The organism is Pseudomonas sp. BR20, assembly GCF_050780135.1.
Taxonomy (GTDB): domain Bacteria; phylum Pseudomonadota; class Gammaproteobacteria; order Pseudomonadales; family Pseudomonadaceae; genus Aquipseudomonas.
The window spans coordinates 5,218,993-5,238,578 of record NZ_CP172012.1 but is presented as its reverse complement, the minus strand read 5'-3'; the positions used below and the strand labels follow the sequence as shown (position 1 = coordinate 5,238,578).

At 58.0% G+C, this 19,586-nt stretch carries 19 protein-coding genes and 1 pseudogene; 4 read left to right on the top strand and 16 right to left on the bottom strand.

The features are described 5' to 3' along the window. Nucleotides 1-5: 5 nt before the first annotated feature. Entirely contained in the window at nt 6-1,517 is a 1,512-nt protein-coding gene (locus ACHPFG_RS24075) for a hypothetical protein (RefSeq protein WP_431700613.1), read from the bottom strand. Nucleotides 1,518-2,788: 1,271 nt separating this feature from the next. Here ACHPFG_RS24075 and ACHPFG_RS24070 point away from each other — a divergent pair. Continuing rightward, a complete protein-coding gene (locus tag ACHPFG_RS24070; protein ID WP_431700612.1) occupies nt 2,789-4,348 on the top strand; it encodes a sensor domain-containing diguanylate cyclase in 1,560 nt (519 codons plus the stop codon). Between the two features lie 43 nt (nt 4,349-4,391). Here the strand turns inward: ACHPFG_RS24070 and ACHPFG_RS24065 are convergent, their stop codons facing one another. The 6 genes and pseudogenes from ACHPFG_RS24065 to ACHPFG_RS24040 form a co-directional block, all read right to left on the bottom strand. Next, nucleotides 4,392-5,432 (bottom strand): EamA family transporter, encoded by a 1,041-nt coding sequence (locus ACHPFG_RS24065; protein ID WP_431700611.1) that lies wholly within the window; start codon nt 5,430-5,432, stop codon nt 4,392-4,394. A gap of 62 nt (nt 5,433-5,494) precedes the next feature. Continuing rightward, the gene (locus ACHPFG_RS24060) at nt 5,495-5,830 is read right to left on the bottom strand and encodes a hypothetical protein (protein WP_131699711.1); all 336 of its coding nucleotides are present in this window, start codon (nt 5,828-5,830) and stop codon (nt 5,495-5,497) included. Nucleotides 5,831-5,921: 91 nt separating this feature from the next. Beyond that, entirely contained in the window at nt 5,922-6,500 is a 579-nt protein-coding gene (locus ACHPFG_RS24055) for a DUF4337 domain-containing protein (protein WP_259243267.1), read from the bottom strand. Between the two features lie 63 nt (nt 6,501-6,563). Beyond that, entirely contained in the window at nt 6,564-6,929 is a 366-nt protein-coding gene (locus ACHPFG_RS24050; protein WP_431700610.1) for a DUF2784 domain-containing protein, read from the bottom strand. A 49-nt stretch (nt 6,930-6,978) separates the two neighbouring features. Continuing rightward, nucleotides 6,979-7,305, bottom strand: a complete 327-nt coding sequence (locus tag ACHPFG_RS24045) for a helix-turn-helix domain-containing protein (protein ID WP_131699708.1) — start codon at nt 7,303-7,305, stop codon at nt 6,979-6,981. Beyond that, nucleotides 7,289-7,540, bottom strand: a pseudogene (locus ACHPFG_RS24040) (type II toxin-antitoxin system RelE/ParE family toxin); the annotation flags it as partial. The pseudogene ACHPFG_RS24040 and the gene ACHPFG_RS24045, both read right to left, overlap by 17 nt. A gap of 260 nt (nt 7,541-7,800) precedes the next feature. On the opposite strand from ACHPFG_RS24040, the gene ACHPFG_RS24035 reads away from it, so the two are divergent. Then, nucleotides 7,801-8,490, top strand: a complete 690-nt coding sequence (locus ACHPFG_RS24035) for an HAD-IA family hydrolase (RefSeq protein ID WP_092486836.1) — start codon at nt 7,801-7,803, stop codon at nt 8,488-8,490. Between the two features lie 48 nt (nt 8,491-8,538). On the opposite strand, the gene ACHPFG_RS24030 is transcribed toward ACHPFG_RS24035, so the two are convergent. Next, on the bottom strand, nt 8,539-9,285 hold the full coding sequence (locus tag ACHPFG_RS24030; protein ID WP_145337034.1) for a 3-oxoacyl-ACP reductase family protein: 747 nt from the start codon (nt 9,283-9,285) through the stop codon (nt 8,539-8,541). 126 nt (nt 9,286-9,411) lie between these two features. Between ACHPFG_RS24030 and ACHPFG_RS24025 the strand changes: the two genes are divergently transcribed. After that, nucleotides 9,412-10,335, top strand: a complete 924-nt coding sequence (locus ACHPFG_RS24025; RefSeq protein ID WP_431703516.1) for a LysR substrate-binding domain-containing protein — start codon at nt 9,412-9,414, stop codon at nt 10,333-10,335. A 13-nt stretch (nt 10,336-10,348) separates the two neighbouring features. On the opposite strand, the gene ACHPFG_RS24020 is transcribed toward ACHPFG_RS24025, so the two are convergent. The 3 genes from ACHPFG_RS24020 to ACHPFG_RS24010 all read right to left on the bottom strand — a co-directional run bounded on the left by ACHPFG_RS24020 (nt 10,349) and on the right by ACHPFG_RS24010 (nt 13,824). Then, entirely contained in the window at nt 10,349-11,077 is a 729-nt protein-coding gene (locus tag ACHPFG_RS24020) for an aspartate/glutamate racemase family protein (RefSeq protein ID WP_053132703.1), read from the bottom strand. Nucleotides 11,078-11,090: 13 nt separating this feature from the next. Next, nucleotides 11,091-12,620 carry an NCS1 family nucleobase:cation symporter-1 gene (locus ACHPFG_RS24015; RefSeq protein ID WP_431700609.1) on the bottom strand — a complete coding sequence of 510 codons (1,530 nt, stop codon included), beginning with the start codon at nt 12,618-12,620 and terminating at the stop codon, nt 11,091-11,093. 469 nt (nt 12,621-13,089) lie between these two features. Further along, on the bottom strand, nt 13,090-13,824 hold the full coding sequence (locus tag ACHPFG_RS24010) for a phosphoadenylyl-sulfate reductase (protein WP_027603661.1): 735 nt from the start codon (nt 13,822-13,824) through the stop codon (nt 13,090-13,092). Between the two features lie 151 nt (nt 13,825-13,975). Here ACHPFG_RS24010 and thrH point away from each other — a divergent pair, with 151 nt between their 5' ends. Next, nucleotides 13,976-14,593, top strand: coding sequence for a bifunctional phosphoserine phosphatase/homoserine phosphotransferase ThrH (thrH, locus tag ACHPFG_RS24005; protein WP_141607070.1), 618 nt, complete (start codon nt 13,976-13,978; stop codon nt 14,591-14,593). A gap of 139 nt (nt 14,594-14,732) precedes the next feature. Here the strand turns inward: thrH and ACHPFG_RS24000 are convergent, their stop codons facing one another. The 5 genes from ACHPFG_RS24000 to ACHPFG_RS23980 all read right to left on the bottom strand — a co-directional run bounded on the left by ACHPFG_RS24000 (nt 14,733) and on the right by ACHPFG_RS23980 (nt 19,584). Further along, on the bottom strand, nt 14,733-15,089 hold the full coding sequence (locus tag ACHPFG_RS24000) for a helix-turn-helix domain-containing protein (protein WP_092486821.1): 357 nt from the start codon (nt 15,087-15,089) through the stop codon (nt 14,733-14,735). After that, nucleotides 15,089-15,391: a type II toxin-antitoxin system HigB family toxin gene (locus tag ACHPFG_RS23995; protein WP_131699703.1), complete on the bottom strand. Its 303-nt coding sequence runs from the start codon at nt 15,389-15,391 to the stop codon at nt 15,089-15,091. Before ACHPFG_RS23995 ends, ACHPFG_RS24000 begins: the two co-directional genes overlap by 1 nt. 229 nt (nt 15,392-15,620) lie before the next feature. Further along, a complete protein-coding gene (gene pabB, locus ACHPFG_RS23990; protein WP_431700608.1) occupies nt 15,621-16,964 on the bottom strand; it encodes an aminodeoxychorismate synthase component I in 1,344 nt (447 codons plus the stop codon). A 101-nt stretch (nt 16,965-17,065) separates the two neighbouring features. Continuing rightward, nucleotides 17,066-18,052 carry an alpha-L-glutamate ligase-like protein gene (locus ACHPFG_RS23985; RefSeq protein WP_131699701.1) on the bottom strand — a complete coding sequence of 329 codons (987 nt, stop codon included), beginning with the start codon at nt 18,050-18,052 and terminating at the stop codon, nt 17,066-17,068. After that, nucleotides 18,052-19,584 carry an inactive transglutaminase family protein gene (locus tag ACHPFG_RS23980; RefSeq protein ID WP_065924790.1) on the bottom strand — a complete coding sequence of 511 codons (1,533 nt, stop codon included), beginning with the start codon at nt 19,582-19,584 and terminating at the stop codon, nt 18,052-18,054. The genes ACHPFG_RS23985 and ACHPFG_RS23980 overlap by 1 nt, the downstream gene beginning before the upstream one ends. Nucleotides 19,585-19,586 lie beyond the last annotated feature (2 nt).

Sequence of the window (19,586 nt, the reverse complement as noted above, 5' to 3'; positions counted from 1 at the left end):
GATGCCTAGTTTGAATTGTTTACCCCGAAACTAAAAGTATGTACGTCGTCTGGGTAACTTTGCAGAAGCCGCTCTATCGTTTCACTCGCCTCAAGTCCGCATTTTTGCTCCCGTGGCACTACTCGGCTCTCCAAGAGAGTGGGGCGTCCTTTTATTAATCCACCTTCAAGGATCGTGCCTTCGATCGAAAAATAACCAAGTAGGCGATACTCTCCAATAGAAACGTCGTGGAGAAATACGCAAACCCCTTTTTCGTCTATTGTGTAGTCTGATGTTCCAAGTTTTAAAGTTGCCGGATGAAAACGTCCGTCAAACAGTGTATATAAATTTATTATGCGCTCGCGATTGTCATAAATCTCGGAGTACGTCACGTTAACATCATCTGTAAAGTCAAACTTGTCTAGTATGTATTGCGTGTATTGCAAAAGCTTTATGCGGCTGCCTTCGGTATTCAAGTTTGGTCTTGTTTTAACGGAATATAGTTTTGTTGAGTTTTCTCCGGTTAGGTCTATCACGCATCCTTCTTCTCGAATTAATGAAAGAGCCTTAAGGTTTTTTAATAGTGTGCGTAGTGGTAATTCTGTGTTCTCCGTGAAGAAGATTTCTGTATTCATCCCGTTTTCGTGCAAATGTAAGCTAAAGTGATCTGTTCTTACATGCATTTTTAATGATGATGAATCCTTGTTTATGTATACGGAGCATGGGAATTTTAAGTTTGGTGCTTGCCTTTGAGGGCTTACGATAAGATGGCCTACCCAATCTGGATTTTCTCTAAAAATTTCGATTGTTCCTCCCTCTGCTGAGATCATTTTAGCGAGCGATTTTAAGCCAAATCTTGATTCCCAAATATTGAAATTTGTCAGTGATGCTGTGCCAGTCTTACCTAACAACATGTCCTCAATCGCTTGGATATTTTCTTCGCCTTCTACAGTGAACTCGACTGTTGCTGCGCTTTCCTCATATCCAACCCTCTCTAAAAATGCCCTCTTTTCAACAACGCATGCGTCGTAGTTTGGGCCTATTGCGGTTAAAAATTTTTCTTTTAGATATGAGGAGTTTGGTTCTTTCAGCATGTCGTTATTGTCGAAGCTGACGGACATGGTATGTGAGTTAAGTTTGAAGCTTTTGTCCTCTAATTCCCTTGTTCTCAATTTGCTCATGATCTTTCTAATGAAGTCATGATCTACGTATTTAATGTAAATATTTTCAGGGGTGTCTGCGTTTTCCTCAAATTCTAGCAGGACGTAAAAAGCTGGGATTGCGCATGTTGCGAGACTATGGAGATTTGAGTATTCGACATCCCATCGTAATCTGTTTTTTTCCGTGGATTTGACTTGGACCCGGCATTCTATTGCGCTTCTATGCATGCTGCTAGCATCGCCGGCGGTCCTATTTATTGGGATTTCCAAGTGATAATCCCACCCTCGTTTATCCAGTGTGGCAGGGTTCGCAATGATGCCCTTGGAAACGCATAGGCTGAAAAACTGACCTTGCCCCAATTGTCCTAGGTCGCGCATGGAATATCTCGGGTTGTCATTAGGTTTTTGAGCCTGATTGATAAATCTAATGCTTGCAAGAAAATGTGGACTGGGAAAACACTTATCCCCCTCCCGCCGACGGGCTTTGTGTCCCTTTTTTGTGCAAAAGGGGAGTGGGTTGCAAACGCGGCTCCCGCCCAAGCCCGCTGCGGGGTCTGGGGGATGTTTCGCAATTGCACAGAGTGCAAGGCTTTGCAAAAAAGTGCAGTGACCTTGCACATGTGTCACGGGGCGGCAGGGGACTGGTCACCCAGGCGAGGTGTCCAGTTTACGGGGACTACGGTTGTTAAAACTGGCTGGAGGTGGTGTTTTCGTTTTCGGCACCGTTCATATCCGAGGTCAACCAGCTGCTGTCGAACCCTACGCAAAACCGCCTGTGAGGCCCAGACTATCGGGGTTTCCAGCACTCTGAGGCATTGCACAGCATCACCATCAATTTTAGGACTGTCAGTCCCAATCAATAGCGTATGGAAAAAACGCCGAAACGGTGGGCGGATGGCTTTTTTTCAGGCAAGGGGTGGGAAAAGGGTAATTTTAGTAATTGACAGGTCAGAACGGGCTGTAGCCCTTGTAGAGCGTGGCTTTCAGTCATTACCTTGGAGGGTAATATTAGGTAACGAGAGAGGTAATATTTTGTTCAAGTCCCCATTTTACTGGGTTTGGCGGCTCGCTGGCATTACTAGCACTGAAAGTAATTTTCTAACCTATTACTTACCCTATTATTACCTCTATAAAACCATATCAACTAACTGATTTTATTAGGGTTTATCCGGTTTTTCACTGCTCATTACCAAAATTACCTTTTTCCCATGCCTCAACATAAATCGTTCAAAACGCCTGTCGTGACCGTTTTCTGCAACCTGGTGCATTTAAGCCATGGGACTGCCATGGGACAGATCCTGCGCGCACCACCGGGCTGCAGCCCTTGTAAACCGGGGGCCTTGGTTTCGAAAACTGCAAACGGGTAGTTTCGAATCTCTCCTTCACCGCCACATTATGTAAACACAAACCCCCGGTTTTCCTAGAGAAGGCTGGGGGTTTGTGGTTTTGGGCGTTTGAAAAGACTGTGTAGGGCCGATACGAGGCTGGCGGTGTTTCCTGCGTGCTGTGCCCGGCAGGTGCAGGGCAGTGTTCTGCGTCTATCGTATAGTTGCTTTCGGCCAGGGTGAATGGTCAAGTGTCTGGTAAACCCAGGCGAACGATGCTTCATCGAATGGTTTGTAGTTCCTCGCTCCAACCGGATTGCGTTAATGACCACACGACCGAAGCCCAAGCTCAACCTCCGCTTTCTGATTCTTATTTTTGTACTGCTTTCTGCCGTCGCCACCCTGGTCAACAGTTTTTGGGTGACCTTCAAGATTCAGAAGCAGGAGCTGATTGAGAATGCGCTGGACGTCAACAAAGCCTACGCCTCTCGCATTGCAGCGAGTGTCGAGCAGGTGCTGAACAGCGACCTCGATAAGTTGAAGTACGGTTCAGTTGGCATCGGCAGGGCTTTTGGCGACACGTCATATTTGGCAGACGAAGTTCAACGCCTGTTTGGGCAGGATGCCAGTTTCAACTCGGTACTTATCGCCGATGCGGCCGGAACAATCATCGCGTCAGCCCCCGAGAGTCTGAATCTCAATGGTCGTACGCTGCAGCACAAAGAGCCCCTCAGCCTGCGCACGGCGAAAATCAGCCACGCCTTCAAGTCCATCGCAGGCAACCTGGTGGTCTTCATCTCCCACCCCATATTTGACGTAAAAGGCGAGTACCTGGGCCTTATAGGCGGGAGTATTCAACTTGAACAGAAAAATACCCTTCAGGCCCTGATGGACACCAATGTCCGTAAGGATGGGGCGCATGTTTATCTGATCGACAGCTCCCGGCGGGTGCTCTATCACACTTATCCGACGCAGATAGGCAGCATCATGGACAAGGGTTTGATCGCTGAAGCGGCGATCAGCCAAGACGTGGGTACTTTGGAAGCGCCGGATGAAAGTGGCGTGGAAATGCTCGCGGGTTTCGCCAAGGTGCCCAGCAGCGGCTGGGGCGTGATCTCGCAGCAGCCACTCGCCAATATAGAGGCCGTCCTGCAACAGACCATGGCCAAGGTTGCGCAGGGGAAAGCGCCACTCGCTCTGTTCGGCATCGTATTGATCTGGTGGCTGGGTGCGAGGATTTCGGCGCCACTGTCCAGGCTCGCCGATTGTGCCAAGCGCCTGGATACACCTGACAGCTACGAACGCATCAGCGCAGTCCCCACGCGCTATTTCGAAAGCTGGCAGATTCGCAGAGCGCTGTTGCTGGGCGCCACCTTGCTGCAGGAAAAGATCGGCAAGTTGAACCAGCAGGCACAGACCGATGCACTGACCGGGCTGGCCAACCGTCGCGCGATGCAGGACGTCCTGTCGCGCTGGCTGGAGGCTGAAAAAGGCTTTGCCGTCGTCTCCATGGACATCGATCACTTCAAGCGCGTCAACGATACGTTTGGCCATGGCGTAGGTGATGAGACGCTGAGGGCCATCGCGCAACTCATGCAGCAGAACTCACGGACCAACGACTTGCCCTGTCGCGTGGGTGGCGAGGAGTTCGTGTTGTTATTGCCCGGCAGTTCGCTTCAGATCGCGGCGGACGTCGCCGAGCGACTGCGAGCGTCGATCGCCGCTGCGGATATAGAGACTGTCGGGCACATCACTGTCTCGCTTGGCGTCGCCTTATGGCATCCCACTGGCGACTCGATTTCAGCGGTGCTTGAGAGGGCCGACCAGTTGTTGTACCAGGCTAAGCAGAGCGGACGTAATCGTGTGGTGGTGGAACAGCTTTGATGTGGCGTGACGGTCACCTGTGATAAGAACGACCGCGCCGGCTTCAATGCCGATGCCGATGATGCACATCCGGAAAGTGCGCATGGTTGTGCCTCAGCGGACTGTGCACATGCACATGGCTATGGGGTTCCGCCGGATCCCACTCAAACCCATGCTCATGCTGATGATGTTCATCATGCATATGACGATGCCCGTGTTCCGTCGCGTCATGCTGATGTTCATGGGCATGCCGTTCCGTCAGGTGCAGCCAAACGCCCACGGCCATCAACGCCGATGCAATCCAGAAAGCCAGTGTCACTGATTCACCCAACATCAGCACCGCAATCGCGGCACCCAGGAACGGCGCGGTGGAAAAATAGGCTCCCGTGCGTGCACTGCCCAGTCCGCGCAGCGCCAGTACGAACATCACCAGGCTGATGCCATAGCCCAGAAAACCAACCAGCAAGATAGGCGCCAGCTGCGCCATGCCCGGGATCTGCGCCCCGAGATAAAGCGCCAATCCGCCATTCACCATCCCTGCAATCAACCCCTTGGCCCCGGCGATAAACAGCGCGTCCGACGCAGACACTTTGCGTGTCAGGTTGTTATCGATTCCCCAGCACAGGCACGCCACGGCAACCGCCAGCGGCCCCGTCCAATCGTGGCTCGTGCCACCGCCGTCGGCCCCTGACAACACCACGCCGCCCAGCACGATGGCGATCATCCCCAGGACGATGCGACGGTCGGCGTTTTCCCTGAACACGACCCAGGCGATAACGGCGGTCAGCACCGATTCCAGGTTGAGCATCAGGGAGGCGGTGGCGCCAGCGGTGCGGGTCAGGCCGAACATCAACGCGACCGGCCCGAGGATGCCGCCGAATGCGATGGCGCCGAGCAGCCAGGGCCATTCCGATGGGGTCAGTCCGCTGGGTTTCCAGCCACGATCACGAATCAGGCGCACGCCGGCGAGGCCGACGCCGCTGCCGAGGTAGAGCAGGCCGGCGAGCAGCACGGGCGAGAGGCCCAGGCCGAGGTTTTTAGCGAGTGGGGTGCTGGCGCCGAACAGCGCGGCGGCGGCGAGTGCGTAGAGGATACTGAGGTTCATGGGCCGTCCTCGAAAGGTCGGCCCATGATACGTCGCGGGCTCAGGTGAAAGCCCGGGCGATTTTACTGCGCGGTTTTCAGCTTGATCACATCACCGGAAATCTTGGTGGTGTAACCGCTCAGCACCCAGGCCCAGAACCAGTTTTCCTGCACTTGGGTGTTGATCAGCGCATCGCCGCCTTTTGCTTTGATGGCGGCATTCTGGGCGCGCACGAAACGGCTGTTCTGGCCGATCGGGATCACGCCGAACAACATGATGCCGGTGGCGCTGGCTTCACTGTGGCCCAGGACGGTGTATTGGCTGCTGTCGTATTGCGGGGATTTGATGGCGGTGCCGGTGCAGCCTGCAAGCGTGAAACCGAGAACTGCTGCTGCAACCACTTTACTGATGTACTTCACTGGGAAACTCCATGGACTAAAGCCCGAGATTCAATTCTCGGGGGCTGTACTTTAATCGCCCCGGCAAGGGATTGAAATCAATCTTCCCCCGTCAGATATGCAACCACGCCAGGCTACCTAACACCACCGCCACACCCGCCGCCGCATAGGACATGCGCTTCAACCATTCCCTTCTCGTCAACAACGTAATCGCCGCCAGCGAAATCGCGATCTGAATCGCGGTCATCGCCTGGGCCCAGCGATGGTGCTGGTGCAGGGCCTGCTCGGATTTTTCATCCCATTCCTTTGAGGTCGCCTCCAGTTTCTCCGCCTGCTTGCGTACCTCTTCCTTCTGGCTTTTGTAGCGCTCGATCTCATCCTTGTAATGCGCGGCATCCACACCGGGAATATGGGTCGCGAGTTCCGCCAGGTTCTGCCGGCTGGACTTGGCCTGGTAGTAGTTCCATTGGTTGGCGGCTTCGGTCTTGATGATGGCCGCGTTGTTCTTGTCCATCGCTGCCTCGCTCTCGGTTGAGCCGGCCTGGTAGCTGAGCATGGCGCCGAGGGTGGCCATCAGCGCGGTCATGACGGCGATGCGACTGGCGAAATTGTCCCCACGGCCGTGGGCGTGTTCGGTGGTGTGTTCAAGGTGTTTTTCGTGAGGGCTGGGGACTTCGAAGGCTTCGGACATGGGGGGCGCGCCGGTCAAGGAAAACGGACTGAGGGAGTCTGATTCTTCACCAGTGAAGCTGTCTCAAGCCTGTACGTAACGTCGGATCAAGCGCACATACACCGCAATATTGATCGCCAGCACCAACCCGCCCAAGCCCAGTTGGATCTGTGGCGTCAGCCCGGCCGGGTAGATCAACGTGAGGATGTAATGCTCGATAAACCCTCCGCCATAACCGTCCTGCCCGGCGAGGTGGCGAAACAGGTTTTCCCAGCGGGTCAGCGGGCAGGGCAGGTGGAACACTTCGACCGCTACACCCCACGCAGCGGCGGGCAGGTGCAGCCAGATAATCGGGCGCCATTTCAGCGCCAGCAGCCCACCAAACAGTACGAACAGGATGAAACACAGGTGGAACAGCACGAGGCTGTCTGCGGCTAGACGATAGAGCATGTTTGGTTTCGCTTTCAGGTGACTGGAGGCGCGGACTGTCCCGTTGAGGCTATAGCTCCAGTTGACCGGGGTTGATGCCAAATGCCTTGGCAATCTTTTCCCGCGTCGTCCGGCGAGGTTTGTTCACCGCCTCTTGCTGGGCAAATGCGGATTGGGAAATGCCCAGGCGTTGGGCGACTTCTTCCTGGGTCAGGTTCAGGTGTTCGCGCCAGGCTCGGATCGGAGTTGCGCCATCGACCAGGCGGCTGACGACCGCGTGGGGGATGAGGTTTGGATCGTTCTGCTGGGCCAGATAGTGTTCATAAGGAATCACCACGAAAGCTGGCTTGCCCTCCGTGTTGTGGATGATCTGTATGGCAGTAGGTTCGCTCGTCACGTTTCTTGACCTCTTGAATGCTGACCACGTGGATATCGCCGTCCCAATCGAAAAGGACTCGGTAACGCCTTACCCTTAATCGGTAACTGCAGGGGTGGTTGACCAACGCCTTGACGTTGACTGCGTCGGGCATGCGTTCAAGTGCGAAGACGGCATCGCGCACTTGTTGCTGATGATACGAATGCAATCGAAGCAATTGCTTGACGGCTTTTCGGGTCCAGTGGATTAAGTTCATCAGAGGTTAATAAGTCTTTTATAAGGTTTGCAAGGGGTGTTTTTCAGCGGTGAGCCATCGAGCGGACGCTCTGTTCTCACAAACCCTAGACGGCCGCATCGCACGCGGGCGGGTAAAACTGTTGCGCGGTATGAAACACTTATCGCACACAGACTGCAGTCTTGTGCCGACTCAATACCTGGCCGCGAAGGTTGCTTGCAGGCAACCCAGGCCGTTATTGTGCTGAATCCTTTTAGTCCTTCCTCCAGGGTTGTGTAGTGATGAATGCACCGCGTACCGCAGTCGGTCCGATCAAGGCCGTGATTTTCGATATGGACGGGTTGTTGCTGGATACGGAAGGCATCTACACCGAAGTCACGCAGATCATCGCCGAACGCTACGGCCGAACCTACGATTGGGGCATCAAGCAGCACATCATCGGGCGCGGTGCCCAGGATTTGGCCGACTATGTGGTCAAGGCGCTGGACCTGCCGATTACCCCGGCTGAATTCCTCGAAATTCGCGAACCGCTGATGAGCGAGCGCTTTCCCAAGGCCTTGGGCATGCCTGGTGCCGAGGCGCTGGTGCGGCACTTGAAGGCGCACAACATTCCGATTGCCGTGGGCACCAGTTCGTCGCGCAATTCGTTTGGCCACAAGACCACCTTGCACCGCGAGTGGTTTGGTTTGTTCGACACCATCGTCACCGCTGACGACCCGGAAGTCGGCGCCGCCAAGCCTGCGCCGGACATCTTCCTCACCGCTGCGCGCCGCCTGGGCGTTGCCCCTGAGGATTGCCTGGTGTTCGAGGATTCGCCGTTTGGTGTAACGGCGGCGAAGGCCGCCCGTATGACCGCCATCGCCGTGCCCGATGAAGCCATGGCCGACAGCAAGTACCAGCATGCCGACCAGATCATCCGCAAGCTTGCGGACTTCGACCTGGCGGCCTATGGCCTGCCCCCCATCTCCTGAACCAACAAGGTCAACAGGTGGGAGGGGGCAAGCCCCTCCCACCTGGGGTTATGCGCTGAACCCACCATCGATAGTCAGGCTGGCACCGGTGATATACCCCGCTTCCGGCCCGGCCAGATACGCCACGAAACTGGCAATCTCTTCCACATGGCCGTAACGACCCACCGCCATCAACCCGATCAGGCTCTCGGCAAAATCACTGTTTGCCGGGTTCATATCGGTGTCCACCGGCCCGGGTTGCACGTTATTGATCGTGATGCCCCGTGGCCCCAAGTCCCGCGCCAAACCTTTGGTCAAGCCGACCAGTGCCGCTTTGCTCATCGCATACGGGCCACCGCCGCCAAAGGGCATGCGTTCGGCATTGGTGCTGCCGATGTTGATCACCCGGCCACCTTCACCCATATGCTTGGCGGCTTCCTGGGTGGCGATAAACACGCTGCGCACGTTGATCGCCAAAGTCTGGTCGAAGTCTTCCAGCTTGAAGTCTTCCAAGGGGGCGATGGCCAGCACGCCGGCGTTATTCACCAGGATGTCCAGGCGGCCAAAGGCTTCCACGGTGGCGTTGACCGCGTTGCGGATCGCAGTGGCATCGGCGCTGTCGGCGTGAATCGCCAAGGCTTTGCCGCCTTCGCTGATCACGCTGTTCTGCAGAGCTTCAGCCTTGGCGGCAGAGCTGACGTAGGTAAAGGCAACGGCTGCACCCTGTGCTGCCAGGCGCTTGACGATGGCGGCACCGATGCCGCGGGAACCGCCTTGGATCAAGGCGACTTTGCCGCTGAGGTTGTGTGTGGTCATGTCGATCTCCGAGTCGTTCAAGGCGTAATGCCCTGTTGTTGGAGCCGAGTATCGACCTCGCTCGCCGCTGCCGGTAGACCGTGATTGCTATAGTCTGTGTAAACCAAAAGTTTAGAGTGGGGCGTGATGGAGAGCTTTGGCAGTATCGAATGCTTTGTGCGCAGCGCCGAAGGCGGCAGCTTTGCCGAGGCGGCGCGGCACCTGAGTCTGACCCCGGCGGCGGTCGGCAAAAGCGTCGCCAAGCTGGAGGTGCGCCTCGGCGTGCGGCTGTTCCAGCGCAGCACCCGGCGTCTGGCGCTGACCGAAGCCGGCAAGCTGTTCCTGGCCGAAGTCAGCGGCAGCCTCACCACCATCCAGAATGCCGTGGCCAACCTGGCCAGCGCCGAAGGCCGGCCGGTGGGCACGCTCAAGGTCAGCATGGGCACGGTGTTTGGCAATCGCTATGTGGTGCCGTTGCTGGGGGCATTCATGGAGCGTTTTCCGGATATCAGCCCGGACTGGCATTTCGATAACCGCCAGGTGGACCTGATCGGCCAGGGCTTCGATGCCGCCATCGGCGGCGGTTTTGAGCTGCCCCAAGGCGTGGTAGCGCGCAAGCTGGCGCCGGCGCACCGGGTGCTGGTGGCCTCCCCGGGTTACCTGGCGCAACGCCCACCGGTGCGCGAGCCCGAAGACTTGTCGCGGTGCAAAGGTATCCTGATCCGCTCACCGCAAACCGGGCGTATCCGTTCCTGGCAGTTGACCAGTGTCGAACGTGAACACCGCCCGCTGGTGCTCAAGCCCGGCATGACCATGAGCGACTCCGAAGCCGCCTGCTGCGCCAGTGCCCAAGGCCTGGGGATTGCGCTGGTGAGCATGCCCATGGCCGTGCCGTTCCTCGACAGTGGCGAGGTGGTCAGGGTGTTGCCCGACTGGTACGTCGACGACGGCAATATTTCGGTCTACTACGCCGAGCACAAACTGCTGCCCGGCAAGACCCGGGCGTTTGTGGATTTCATCATTGAGCAGTTTGCCGAAAAGAAACTGGGGCAAAGATTCAGCGCAATCTAAAACCAGGTGCAGCTCAGCGGCCGAACCGAGTCGGCCAGCCAATCACCTGCTTCGGCCGAGGCGTCGCGTAAGTCCGTATCTTCGACGTCGACAACCCCAGCCGCACCAGGGATTCGGCGATGGTCACCGCCGCCGTCACGCCATCCACCACCGGCACCCCGGTGCGCTGGCGAATCTGCTCATCCAGCCCGGCCATGCCGCCGCAACCCAGACAGATCACTTCGGCCTTGTCTTCGCGAATAGCCAATTCCGCCTGGCGCACGATGGCTTCCATGGCGGCCAGCGGGTCTTCTTCCAACTCCAGCACCGCCATGCCGCTGGCGCGCACCGAGGCGCAGCGCTGGTACAGGCCGGCGAGTTTCAAGCGGTCTTCGATCAGCGGCACGGTGCGGTCCAGGGTCGTCACCACTGAATAGGCATGGCCCAGGAACATCGCGGTGCTGGCCGCTGCTTCGGTGATGTCCACCACCGGCACATTCAATAATTCCTGCAAGCCTTCCCGGCCGTGTTCGCCGTAGCCGGCCTGGATCACCGCATCGAACGGTTGGTCGTAAGCCATCACCCGGTCCATCACGGCGATGGCGGCCAGGTAGCTTTCAAAATTGCCCTCCACCGATTCCGCGCCGAAGTACGGGGTAAGCCCGACAATCTCAGTGCCCGGCGAAGCCACGGCCCGCGCTTGCTGGGCGATGGTTTCAGTGATGGATTCGGTGGTGTTGACGTTGACCACGAGGATACGCATGGAAGGTCCTTACTCAATGACTGACGTTATCGACGGCAATGCTTTCGCCGCTGACATCGGCGTAGAACGGCTGGCGCTTGGCGATCAGCAGGTACAGCAACCCTGCAATACCGGCGCCAAACAACCAGGAAAACGGCGAGACGCTGGCAAATCCAGGCAACAGCGCCAGCAGGATGGCGATCACGGCGGCAGGAATAAACGCCGCCACTGCACGCATATTCACCCCTCGGCTGTAGTAATAAACGCCATTCGGGTCTTCGCTATACAGCTGTGGCACGTCCACCTGGCTTTTACGAATCAACCAGTAGTCGACCATGATCACCCCGTACAACGGCCCCAGCAGCGCGCCCAGGCCGGAGAGGAAATACACGATCACCAACGGGCTGTTGTAGAGGTTCCACGGCAGGATCAGCACGGCCACGGCGGCGCTGATCAACCCGGCGCGACGGAAGTTCAGGTACTTGGGCGCCAGGTTGCTCAGCACAAAGGCCGGCGCGACGAAGTTGGCCATGATGTTCACCGCCACGGTGACGATCAGGAATGCCAGGCAGCCGAGCACGAGAAAGAAGGTATTGGGGATGGCGGCGATGATTTCGGTCGGGCTTTCGATCACCCGGCCATTGAGCTGGAACTGCCCGCCGCAGAGCAGCACGGTGATTGCGGCAAACACCAGGATATTCACCGGCAGGCCCCAGAAATTGCCGACCAGGATGGTCTTGCGGCACGGCGAAGAGCGTGCGAAGTCGCAGAAGTTGAGGATCAGCGTGCCGTAGATCGCCAGCCACAACGCGCCCCCGGCAAAGATATTGCGCCACATCTCGCCGCCGGTGAGCGGCTCGCGGATCGACCAGGCGATGTTGCCCCCGGCCTGGAAGTACATCCAGCCGGCCAGGGCGGCCACCGTCAGCAAAATCACCGGCCCGGCGAAGCCTTCATAGCGCCTCACCATCTCCATGCCATAGGCCAGGATCACCAACTGCACGAACCAGATCACTACAAAACACGCCCAACCCAGGGTCGATAACCCCAGGATCGAATTATGGTCATAGTCGGCAAAGCCTGGATGAATCGCCGTCAGCAGTACACGGAAAACCACCGACGCCAGGTAGGTCTGGATACCAAACCAGGCAATCGCGATCACCGCGCGGATCAACGCCGGAATCTGCGCACCGTGAATGCCGAAACTGATGCGGCTGATCACCGGAAACGGCACGCCGGTCTTCTGGCCCATATACCCCGACAAGTTCATGAAGAAGTACACCAGCGCCGCGCCGATGCCCAGGGACAACAGGATCTGCCAGCCGCCCAGGCCCAGCGCATAGAGGCCGATGGCGAACGAATAGTTGGCGATGTTGTGCACGTCATTGGTCCACAGCGCAAAGATGCTGTAGCGCCCCCAGCGTCGGCCTTCGACCTTGGTCGGCGCCAGGTCCTTGTTGTGCAGGCGTGGGCTGAGCACCAAGGGGCCGGGGCCCGCGGCGTCTGGGTTCAGGGCGGAGGAGGGCAGATCCAGTGCGATGTTATTCGAGAGGCTTGTACGCATTCCGGCAGGCTCCAGCACATCTGCCGAGAAGCCGCAGATGGCAAAGTGTATGTAGGTTTTGTATTTATTGTATACAAAGCGCATTCCACGTTAAGCCACATACGTGCCAGTTTTGAATCTATGAAAGTCCTGGGTAATTTCGTTTTTATAGGTTGGTTAAATAACTGGCTGAATTTGAAGAAATATAAATTGACCGATTGAACAGCTATTTATTTTTGGGTGGTCAGCGTGCGATTCGCCAGGTCAACCGAGGGGAGGGGAGAGGTGTTACGTTATGGTGCGGCTGAATAAAAATTGCACACATAAATGGCACCGATGGTTACATTTGTGTGTACATTTCCAACACTCAACACAAAACAAATGTGGGAGGGGGCTTGCCCCCGATTGCAGTGTGTCAGCAACCATTGAACTGGCTGACCCACCGCTATCGGGGGCAAGCCCCCTCCCACATTTTTTTACAGCATCAACTTCAAGCCTTGCTGATGATATTCCCGGCATGCAGCCCGCATTCCTTCTGCGTGGCTTCCTCCCACCACCAACGACCTTCGCGCTCGTGCTGGTTCGGCAGCACGGGACGGGTGCACGGTTCACACCCGATGCTGATAAAGCCGCGCTCATGCAGGCTGTTGTACGGCAGTTCCAGCATGCGGATGTAACCCCAGATCTCTTCGCTGGTCATCTGCGCCAGCGGGTTGAACTTGTACAGGGTGCGTTCCGGGGTGGAGAAGGCCGTGTCGATTTCCAGCGCCGCTACCTGGCTGCGGGTGCCGGGGCTCTGGTCGCGGCGTTGGCCGGTGGCCCAGGCGCTGACGCCGGAAAGCTTACGGCGCAGCGGCTCGATCTTGCGCACGCCGCAGCATTCGCCATGGCCGTCCTTGTAGAAGCTGAACAGGCCTTTCTCCTTGACGAAGGGTTCCAGCTTGCTCTGGTCCGGGGAGATCAGTTCGATATCGATCTTGTAGAAGTCGCGCACCTGCTCGATAAACCGGTAGGTCTCCGGGTGCAGGCGGCCGGTGTCGAGGCTGAACACCTTGACGTTCTTGTTCAGCTTCCAGGCCATGTCCACCAGCACCACATCCTCGGCACCGCTGAAGGAAATCCACAGGTCATCACCGAACTGGCTGAACGCCAGCTTGAGAATGTCCTGGGCAGACTTGTTGGCATAAGTCGTGGCGAGTTCAACGACGTCGAAGGCTTGGTTCATCAGGACGGTTCCTACAGGTCAATGGCGCTGAGCGCTCTATAGGGGAGCGATGGTATCAAAATCCGCCCTGCGTTGCGGCGGCGGGCTTGAATCGCTAGAGTTCGGCAGTCCTTTTGCTCGCTCAACTAACAACATCTAATGGGAGTGTCTTGTGGAAATTGCCTGTCTCGACCTGGAAGGGGTGCTGGTGCCAGAAATCTGGATCGCCTTCGCCGAAAAAACCGGTATTGAATCCCTGCGGGCCACCACCCGGGACATTCCCGACTACGACGTGCTGATGAAGCAGCGCCTGCGCATCCTCGACGAACACGGGCTCAAGCTCGCCGACATCCAGGAAGTGATCGCCACCCTCAAACCGCTGGACGGCGCCATCGAGTTCGTCAACTGGCTGCGCGAGCGCTTTCAGGTGGTGATCCTGTCCGACACCTTCTACGAGTTTTCCCAGCCGCTGATGCGTCAGTTGGGCTTCCCGACCTTGTTGTGCCACCGCCTCATCACCGACGAAAACGACCGCGTGGTCAGCTACCAACTGCGCCAGAAAGACCCCAAGCGCCAGTCGGTATTGGCGTTCAAGACACTCTACTACCGCGTGATCGCCGCTGGCGACTCCTACAACGACACCACCATGTTGGGCGAGGCTGACCGTGGGATTCTGTTCCATGCGCCGGAAAATGTGATCCGCGAATTCCCGCAATTCCCGGCGGTGCATACGTTTGAAGATTTGAAGAAAGAGTTCATCAGCGCGTCGAATCGGCAGTTGAGCCTGTAATTTCTTTCGGTCCGGCTGAGGGCCCTATCGGGAGCAAGCCCCCTCCCACATTCGACACCATTCCAACAGATAAACGAGGTCGAATGTGGGAGGGGGCTTGCTCCCGATGGGGAAAGTAGCGCCACTACCCATGTTTCTGTCAGCTCCCTGCAAGCAACCGCTCATAAGGAATACTCAAGCCTTCATGCAGCCGCTTGATCATCGACAGGCTCAGCTTGCGCTTGTGGTTCAGCACTTCGGATACACGTCCGCTGGTGCCGATAAATGGCTCCAGGTCGCGGGCAGTCATGCCCAGTTGCTCCATGCGAAATTTAATGGCTTCCACCGGATCAGAAGGTGGCATTGGGTAATGTTCGGCTTCGTACTTCTCAATGAGTACTGCAAGAATTTCCAGCTCATCGCCTTCAGTCGAGCCGATGTCCGCTCCCCAGAGCTGCTGCACCCGCGCGAGTGCCGCAGTGAGGTCTTCCTGGGAGTGTATGGGTTTGATGTTCATTACACGGTCTCCGCATTGATCTGGTCGTACTGCGCATGAGTCCCTACGAACCGTATGAACCCAAGCTGTCGCTGGTAATCGATCGCCATGATCACTCGATATTTGTTGCCGCCCACGTTGAATACAACCCTGCTACCTTTGAGAATGCTCGCGGTCCTGAGCGCTGCCTTGAGTGCTTGTGGCGTAGGGTAAATGGCCTTTTCCATATGCCGATACAATTCAATAAGCGGCGCTTTCGCATCGATATAGGCGGGTTGGCTTTCCCAGAATATTCGTAAGGTCGAGAGGGCGATTATCCGCATCGCTGCAACCTCCCGATTTGGGAGATGATAGGCGCGGTTGAGAGGGGGCGCAAACTCGGAAATATTTCCTGACGGGTAGGCAGTCGCTTCATGTGATCCTTCACAGACGGCGGGTGGACGGTTGGAGCCGGACGCTATCTTCCGACGTTCAACTACGTCTACTGCGGTTCTGATTCAGGTTTTTTCTACTGCTCGGCGCTACGTCTGAGAGCCAGGAAGGCACTGTGCGCTACAGGCTTTCCAGCGTTTGTAACAACACCCGCACCTTCGTCAGCGACTCCTGGTACTCCGCCTCCCACTGCGAATCCGCCACGATCCCACCGCCGCCCCAGCAACACACTTGGCCATCCTTGACCAGTAAGCTGCGGATGGCGATGGAGCTGTCCATCTCGCCGCGCACATCCAGGTACACCAGCGAACCGCAGTACAGCCCGCGTCGGGTTGGCTCCAGTTCGTCGATGATCTGCATCGCGCGAATCTTCGGGGCGCCGGTGATCGAGCCACCAGGGAAGCTGCCGGCGATCAGGTCGAGGGCGTCTTTATCGTCGGCCAACTCGCCGGTCACGCTGCTGACCAGATGATGCACGTTGGGGTAGCTTTCCAGGCTGAACAGTTCCGGCACGTTTACCGAGCCGATGCGGCAGGTGCGGCCGAGGTCGTTGCGCAGCAGGTCGACGATCATCAGGTTCTCGGCGCGGTCCTTGGGGCTGGCCAGCAGTTCGGCAGCCTGGGCGGCGTCTTCTTCAGGCGTGAGGCCGCGGGGTCGGGTGCCTTTGATCGGGCGGGTTTCGACGTGGCGCTCGCTGATGTGCACGAAACGCTCCGGCGACAGGCTCAGGACCGCGCCGTCGTCCGGCAGGCTCTGGAACCCGGAAAACGGCGTCGGGCAGGCTTCGCGAAGGGCGCAATAGGCTGCCCAGGGATCACCCATGCACGGTGCGCGAAAGCGCTGGGCGAAGTTGACCTGGTAGCAGTCGCCGGCCTGGATGTAATCCTGGATACGCACGATGGCTTGGCGGTAGGCCTCGGCGCTGAGGTCGGGCGCCATCGCGCCCTGGAGTTTGAACGTCGCAGAGGTGTCGACAGCCCCATGGCTGAACAACGCGATCAGCCGTTGCCGTTCGCTATCTGCCAGCGAGGGATGAAACACCAACTGGCTGCTCTGGGCCTGGTGGTCACTGACCAGCGCCCAGGCGTACAGCCCGAAGCGCGCGTCCGGCAGGTGCAGGTCATCCACCGCCAGGTGCGGCATGTGCTCCAGGTGCCGACCGAAGTCGTAGCTCAGGTAGCCGATCAAGCCGCCGGCGAACGGTAGCTGCAAACCGTCGGGAATCGCGGCTTCACCCAATCGCGTGAGGTTTTCCCGCAAGCGTTGCAGGAAAGCAGCGCCGCTTTCGTCAGGCGCTACCGTCAAGGTCGCTTCGGGCCAGGCGCTGAGCAGGTCGTAACGCCCACGCTCGGCCGTCGGCCGGCCGCTGTCGAGCAGCACCGCGCCGGGAGCGTGGCGAATCGCCGCAAAATACTCGGCGGGGTTGGCCCGGTAGGGCAATGGGTGTACGGAGCAGGTCGACATGCGGGGTTGAATCAGCCAATGGCGCGGGGGAGGGGGATTGTAGTCCCCTGTAGGATTTGCTCCTAGAGGGGATGTCGGGGATAGACAGTTCGAAGGCCGGATCAGCCTTCCACGGGCGGAATATGCCCGAACATCTCCTGCACAAACTTCACCCGCTCTTCCGGGGTTTCGGTCACGCCGGCCGCTTTCAGTTCTTCCAGTCGCGCCTCCACCGCATGGGTGCGCAAGGTCAGGCCGCAGTCGTTGGCGATCTGGATATTCAGCCCCGGCCGCGCATTCAGCTCAAGGATCAGCGGGCCTTTTTCCTGGTCGAGCACCATGTCCACGCCGATATAGCCCAGCCCGCACAGCTCGTAGCAGCCGGCCGCGAGCTTCATGAACCCGTCCCAGTTGGGCAGTTGCACGCCATCCACCGCGTTGGTGGTGTCGGGGTGCTTGGTGATGATGGTGTTCAGCCAGGTACCGCGCAGGGTCAGGCCGGTGGCGAGGTCGACGCCCACGCCGATCGCGCCCTGGTGCAGGTTGGCCTTGCCACCGGACTGGCGGGTCGGCAAGCGCAGCATCGCCATCACCGGGTAGCCCATCAGCACGATGATGCGAATATCCGGCACGCCTTCGTAGCTGATGCTCTTGAAGATCTGGTCAGGCACCACGCGGTATTCGATCAGTGCACGGTCGCGGTGGCCACCCAGGGAGTAGAGGCCGGTGAGGATGCTGGAAATCTGATGTTCGATCTCTTCATGGCTGATGATCTTGCCGGACACGGTGCGGTAGCGCCCCTCAAACCGGTCCGCCACCACCAGGATGCCGTCGCCGCCGGCGCCCTGGGCCGGTTTGATCACGAAGTCGCTGCGCCCGCCGATGATCTCGTCGAGTTTGTCGATTTCCTTCTCGGTGGAGATCACCCCGTACATTTCCGGCACATGGATGCCGGCGGCGATCGCCCGTTCCTTGGTGATGATCTTGTCATCCACGATGGGGTACAGGCTGCGCTTGTTGTACTTGAGCACGTAGTCGGCATTACGCCGGTTGATGCCCATGATCCCCCGCGCTTCCAGGGCCTTCCAGGTCTTCCAGAAGCCGAACATTACGAATCAGCCTTGAGGAAGGCCTTGAATCGCACCAGCTCGGTCAGGCGGTAGCCGCGATAGCGCCCCATGGCCAGCATGAAGCCCACCAGGATCAGCAGGATCGCCGGGAAAGTGAATACGAAGTAGATCAGCTCCGGCACGCTCATGATGATGTGCGCCAGGGACGCGGCGAACAGCGTACCAATCGCCACTTTCATGGCATGGCTGGCGCCGCGCTCTTCCCAGGTGATCGACAGGCGTTCGATGGTCATGGTCAAAATCACCATCGGGAACAGCGCCACCGACAACCCGCGCTCCAGCCCCAGCTTGTGGCTGAACAGGCTGATGGCCGCGATCAGCACCACCACGAAGGTCAGCACCACCGACAACCTCGGCAGCATCTGCAACTTCAAGTGTTCCAGGTACGACCTGAGTGACAGGCCCAGCGCCGTGATAATCGTGAACAGCACAATCCCGAAGCCCAGCTGTGTCTCGCGGAACGCCAGGGCAATCAGCACCGGGGTAAAGGTGCCCAGGGTCTGCAGGCCGATCAGGTTGCGCAGGATCAGGATCACCAGCACGCCAATCGGGATCATCACCATGATCATGAAGGTCTGCTGGGTTTGCAGGGGCAGGCCGTACAGCGAGTATTCGAGGAAGTTGGCGTCGGTGTTCTCGTCGGTCAGCTTGGCCAGGCGAATCGCGTTCATTTCGCTGTTGTTCAAGCTGAAGGTGACCATGGCTTTCTTGCCGCCATCGACGGTGATCAGGTTTTCATCGCCGGTCCACCACAGCAGGCGGTCGGCGGGCAGGCCCGGTTCGCCGGTTTCCGGGTTGAAGTACAGCCAGTCGTTGCCATTGAAGCTACGCAGCCACAGCTCCGGGGTTTGCGGCTGGTCGGCCACCAGGCGGATGGTGTGGACCTTTTCCACCGGCACATGGGCGATGGACAGCAGCAACTCGACGATCTTGGCCTTGTGCGGCGTCGACGGGTCGCCGGCCAGCAACAGCTTCACATTGTCGTCGTTGAGGTTGTTGGTGCGCTTGATGGCTTCGGTGATGAAGGTCTCGACGTCGGCCGAATGCTGGCGAATCGGCGCCAGCAGGGCCTCGGCGGCGATTTTCTCCGGGCCTTCCACGGCAATACTGTCGCGGAAGGTCGGGCCCTTGATCTTGGTTTTTTCGCCGCTGTAGCGCTTGGTCAGCACCAGGCGGTAATACAGGGTCTGGTTGCCCTTGGCGCGGCGTGCCGACCAGGTGACCTTACGGTTGCCGTCGATGCGGTTGACGCTCACCCCGTAGTTGTTCGAGATAAAGCTCTCATTAAGGCTGACGAAGTCGCGGCTCAAGGGCGGCACGAACATCTGGATTTTCACCGGGTCTTTCGGGTTGGCGACGAACTCGACCTTGGCGTCGATGTTCCACAAGTCGTCGGTGGCGTCCTCGGTGACGGGAATGCCCAGCACGAAGATCTGGTAGGCGGTGACCGAAATACCCAACACCACCAGGATGGCGATCAGGATTCTCAGGTGCAGGGTTAGAGCGCGCATTC

What these genes read in the sequence shown, in the direction of transcription:
- ACHPFG_RS24075 (WP_431700613.1), bottom strand. Translation starts at nt 1,517, where the DNA reads ATGCGCGACCTAGGACAATTGGGGCAAGGTCAGTTTTTCAGCCTATGC.
- ACHPFG_RS24070 (WP_431700612.1), top strand. Translation starts at nt 2,789, where the DNA reads ATGACCACACGACCGAAGCCCAAGCTCAACCTCCGCTTTCTGATTCTT.
- ACHPFG_RS24065 (WP_431700611.1), bottom strand. Translation starts at nt 5,432, where the DNA reads ATGAACCTCAGTATCCTCTACGCACTCGCCGCCGCCGCGCTGTTCGGC.
- ACHPFG_RS24055 (WP_259243267.1), bottom strand. Translation starts at nt 6,500, where the DNA reads ATGTCCGAAGCCTTCGAAGTCCCCAGCCCTCACGAAAAACACCTTGAA.
- ACHPFG_RS24050 (WP_431700610.1), bottom strand. Translation starts at nt 6,929, where the DNA reads ATGCTCTATCGTCTAGCCGCAGACAGCCTCGTGCTGTTCCACCTGTGT.
- ACHPFG_RS24035 (WP_092486836.1), top strand. Translation starts at nt 7,801, where the DNA reads ATGAATGCACCGCGTACCGCAGTCGGTCCGATCAAGGCCGTGATTTTC.
- ACHPFG_RS24030 (WP_145337034.1), bottom strand. Translation starts at nt 9,285, where the DNA reads ATGACCACACACAACCTCAGCGGCAAAGTCGCCTTGATCCAAGGCGGT.
- ACHPFG_RS24025 (WP_431703516.1), top strand. Translation starts at nt 9,412, where the DNA reads ATGGAGAGCTTTGGCAGTATCGAATGCTTTGTGCGCAGCGCCGAAGGC.
- ACHPFG_RS24020 (WP_053132703.1), bottom strand. Translation starts at nt 11,077, where the DNA reads ATGCGTATCCTCGTGGTCAACGTCAACACCACCGAATCCATCACTGAA.
- ACHPFG_RS24015 (WP_431700609.1), bottom strand. Translation starts at nt 12,620, where the DNA reads ATGCGTACAAGCCTCTCGAATAACATCGCACTGGATCTGCCCTCCTCC.
- ACHPFG_RS24010 (WP_027603661.1), bottom strand. Translation starts at nt 13,824, where the DNA reads ATGAACCAAGCCTTCGACGTCGTTGAACTCGCCACGACTTATGCCAAC.
- ACHPFG_RS24000 (WP_092486821.1), bottom strand. Translation starts at nt 15,089, where the DNA reads ATGAACATCAAACCCATACACTCCCAGGAAGACCTCACTGCGGCACTC.
- ACHPFG_RS23995 (WP_131699703.1), bottom strand. Translation starts at nt 15,391, where the DNA reads ATGCGGATAATCGCCCTCTCGACCTTACGAATATTCTGGGAAAGCCAA.
- pabB (WP_431700608.1), bottom strand. Translation starts at nt 16,964, where the DNA reads ATGTCGACCTGCTCCGTACACCCATTGCCCTACCGGGCCAACCCCGCC.
- ACHPFG_RS23985 (WP_131699701.1), bottom strand. Translation starts at nt 18,052, where the DNA reads ATGTTCGGCTTCTGGAAGACCTGGAAGGCCCTGGAAGCGCGGGGGATC.
- ACHPFG_RS23980 (WP_065924790.1), bottom strand. Translation starts at nt 19,584, where the DNA reads ATGCGCGCTCTAACCCTGCACCTGAGAATCCTGATCGCCATCCTGGTG.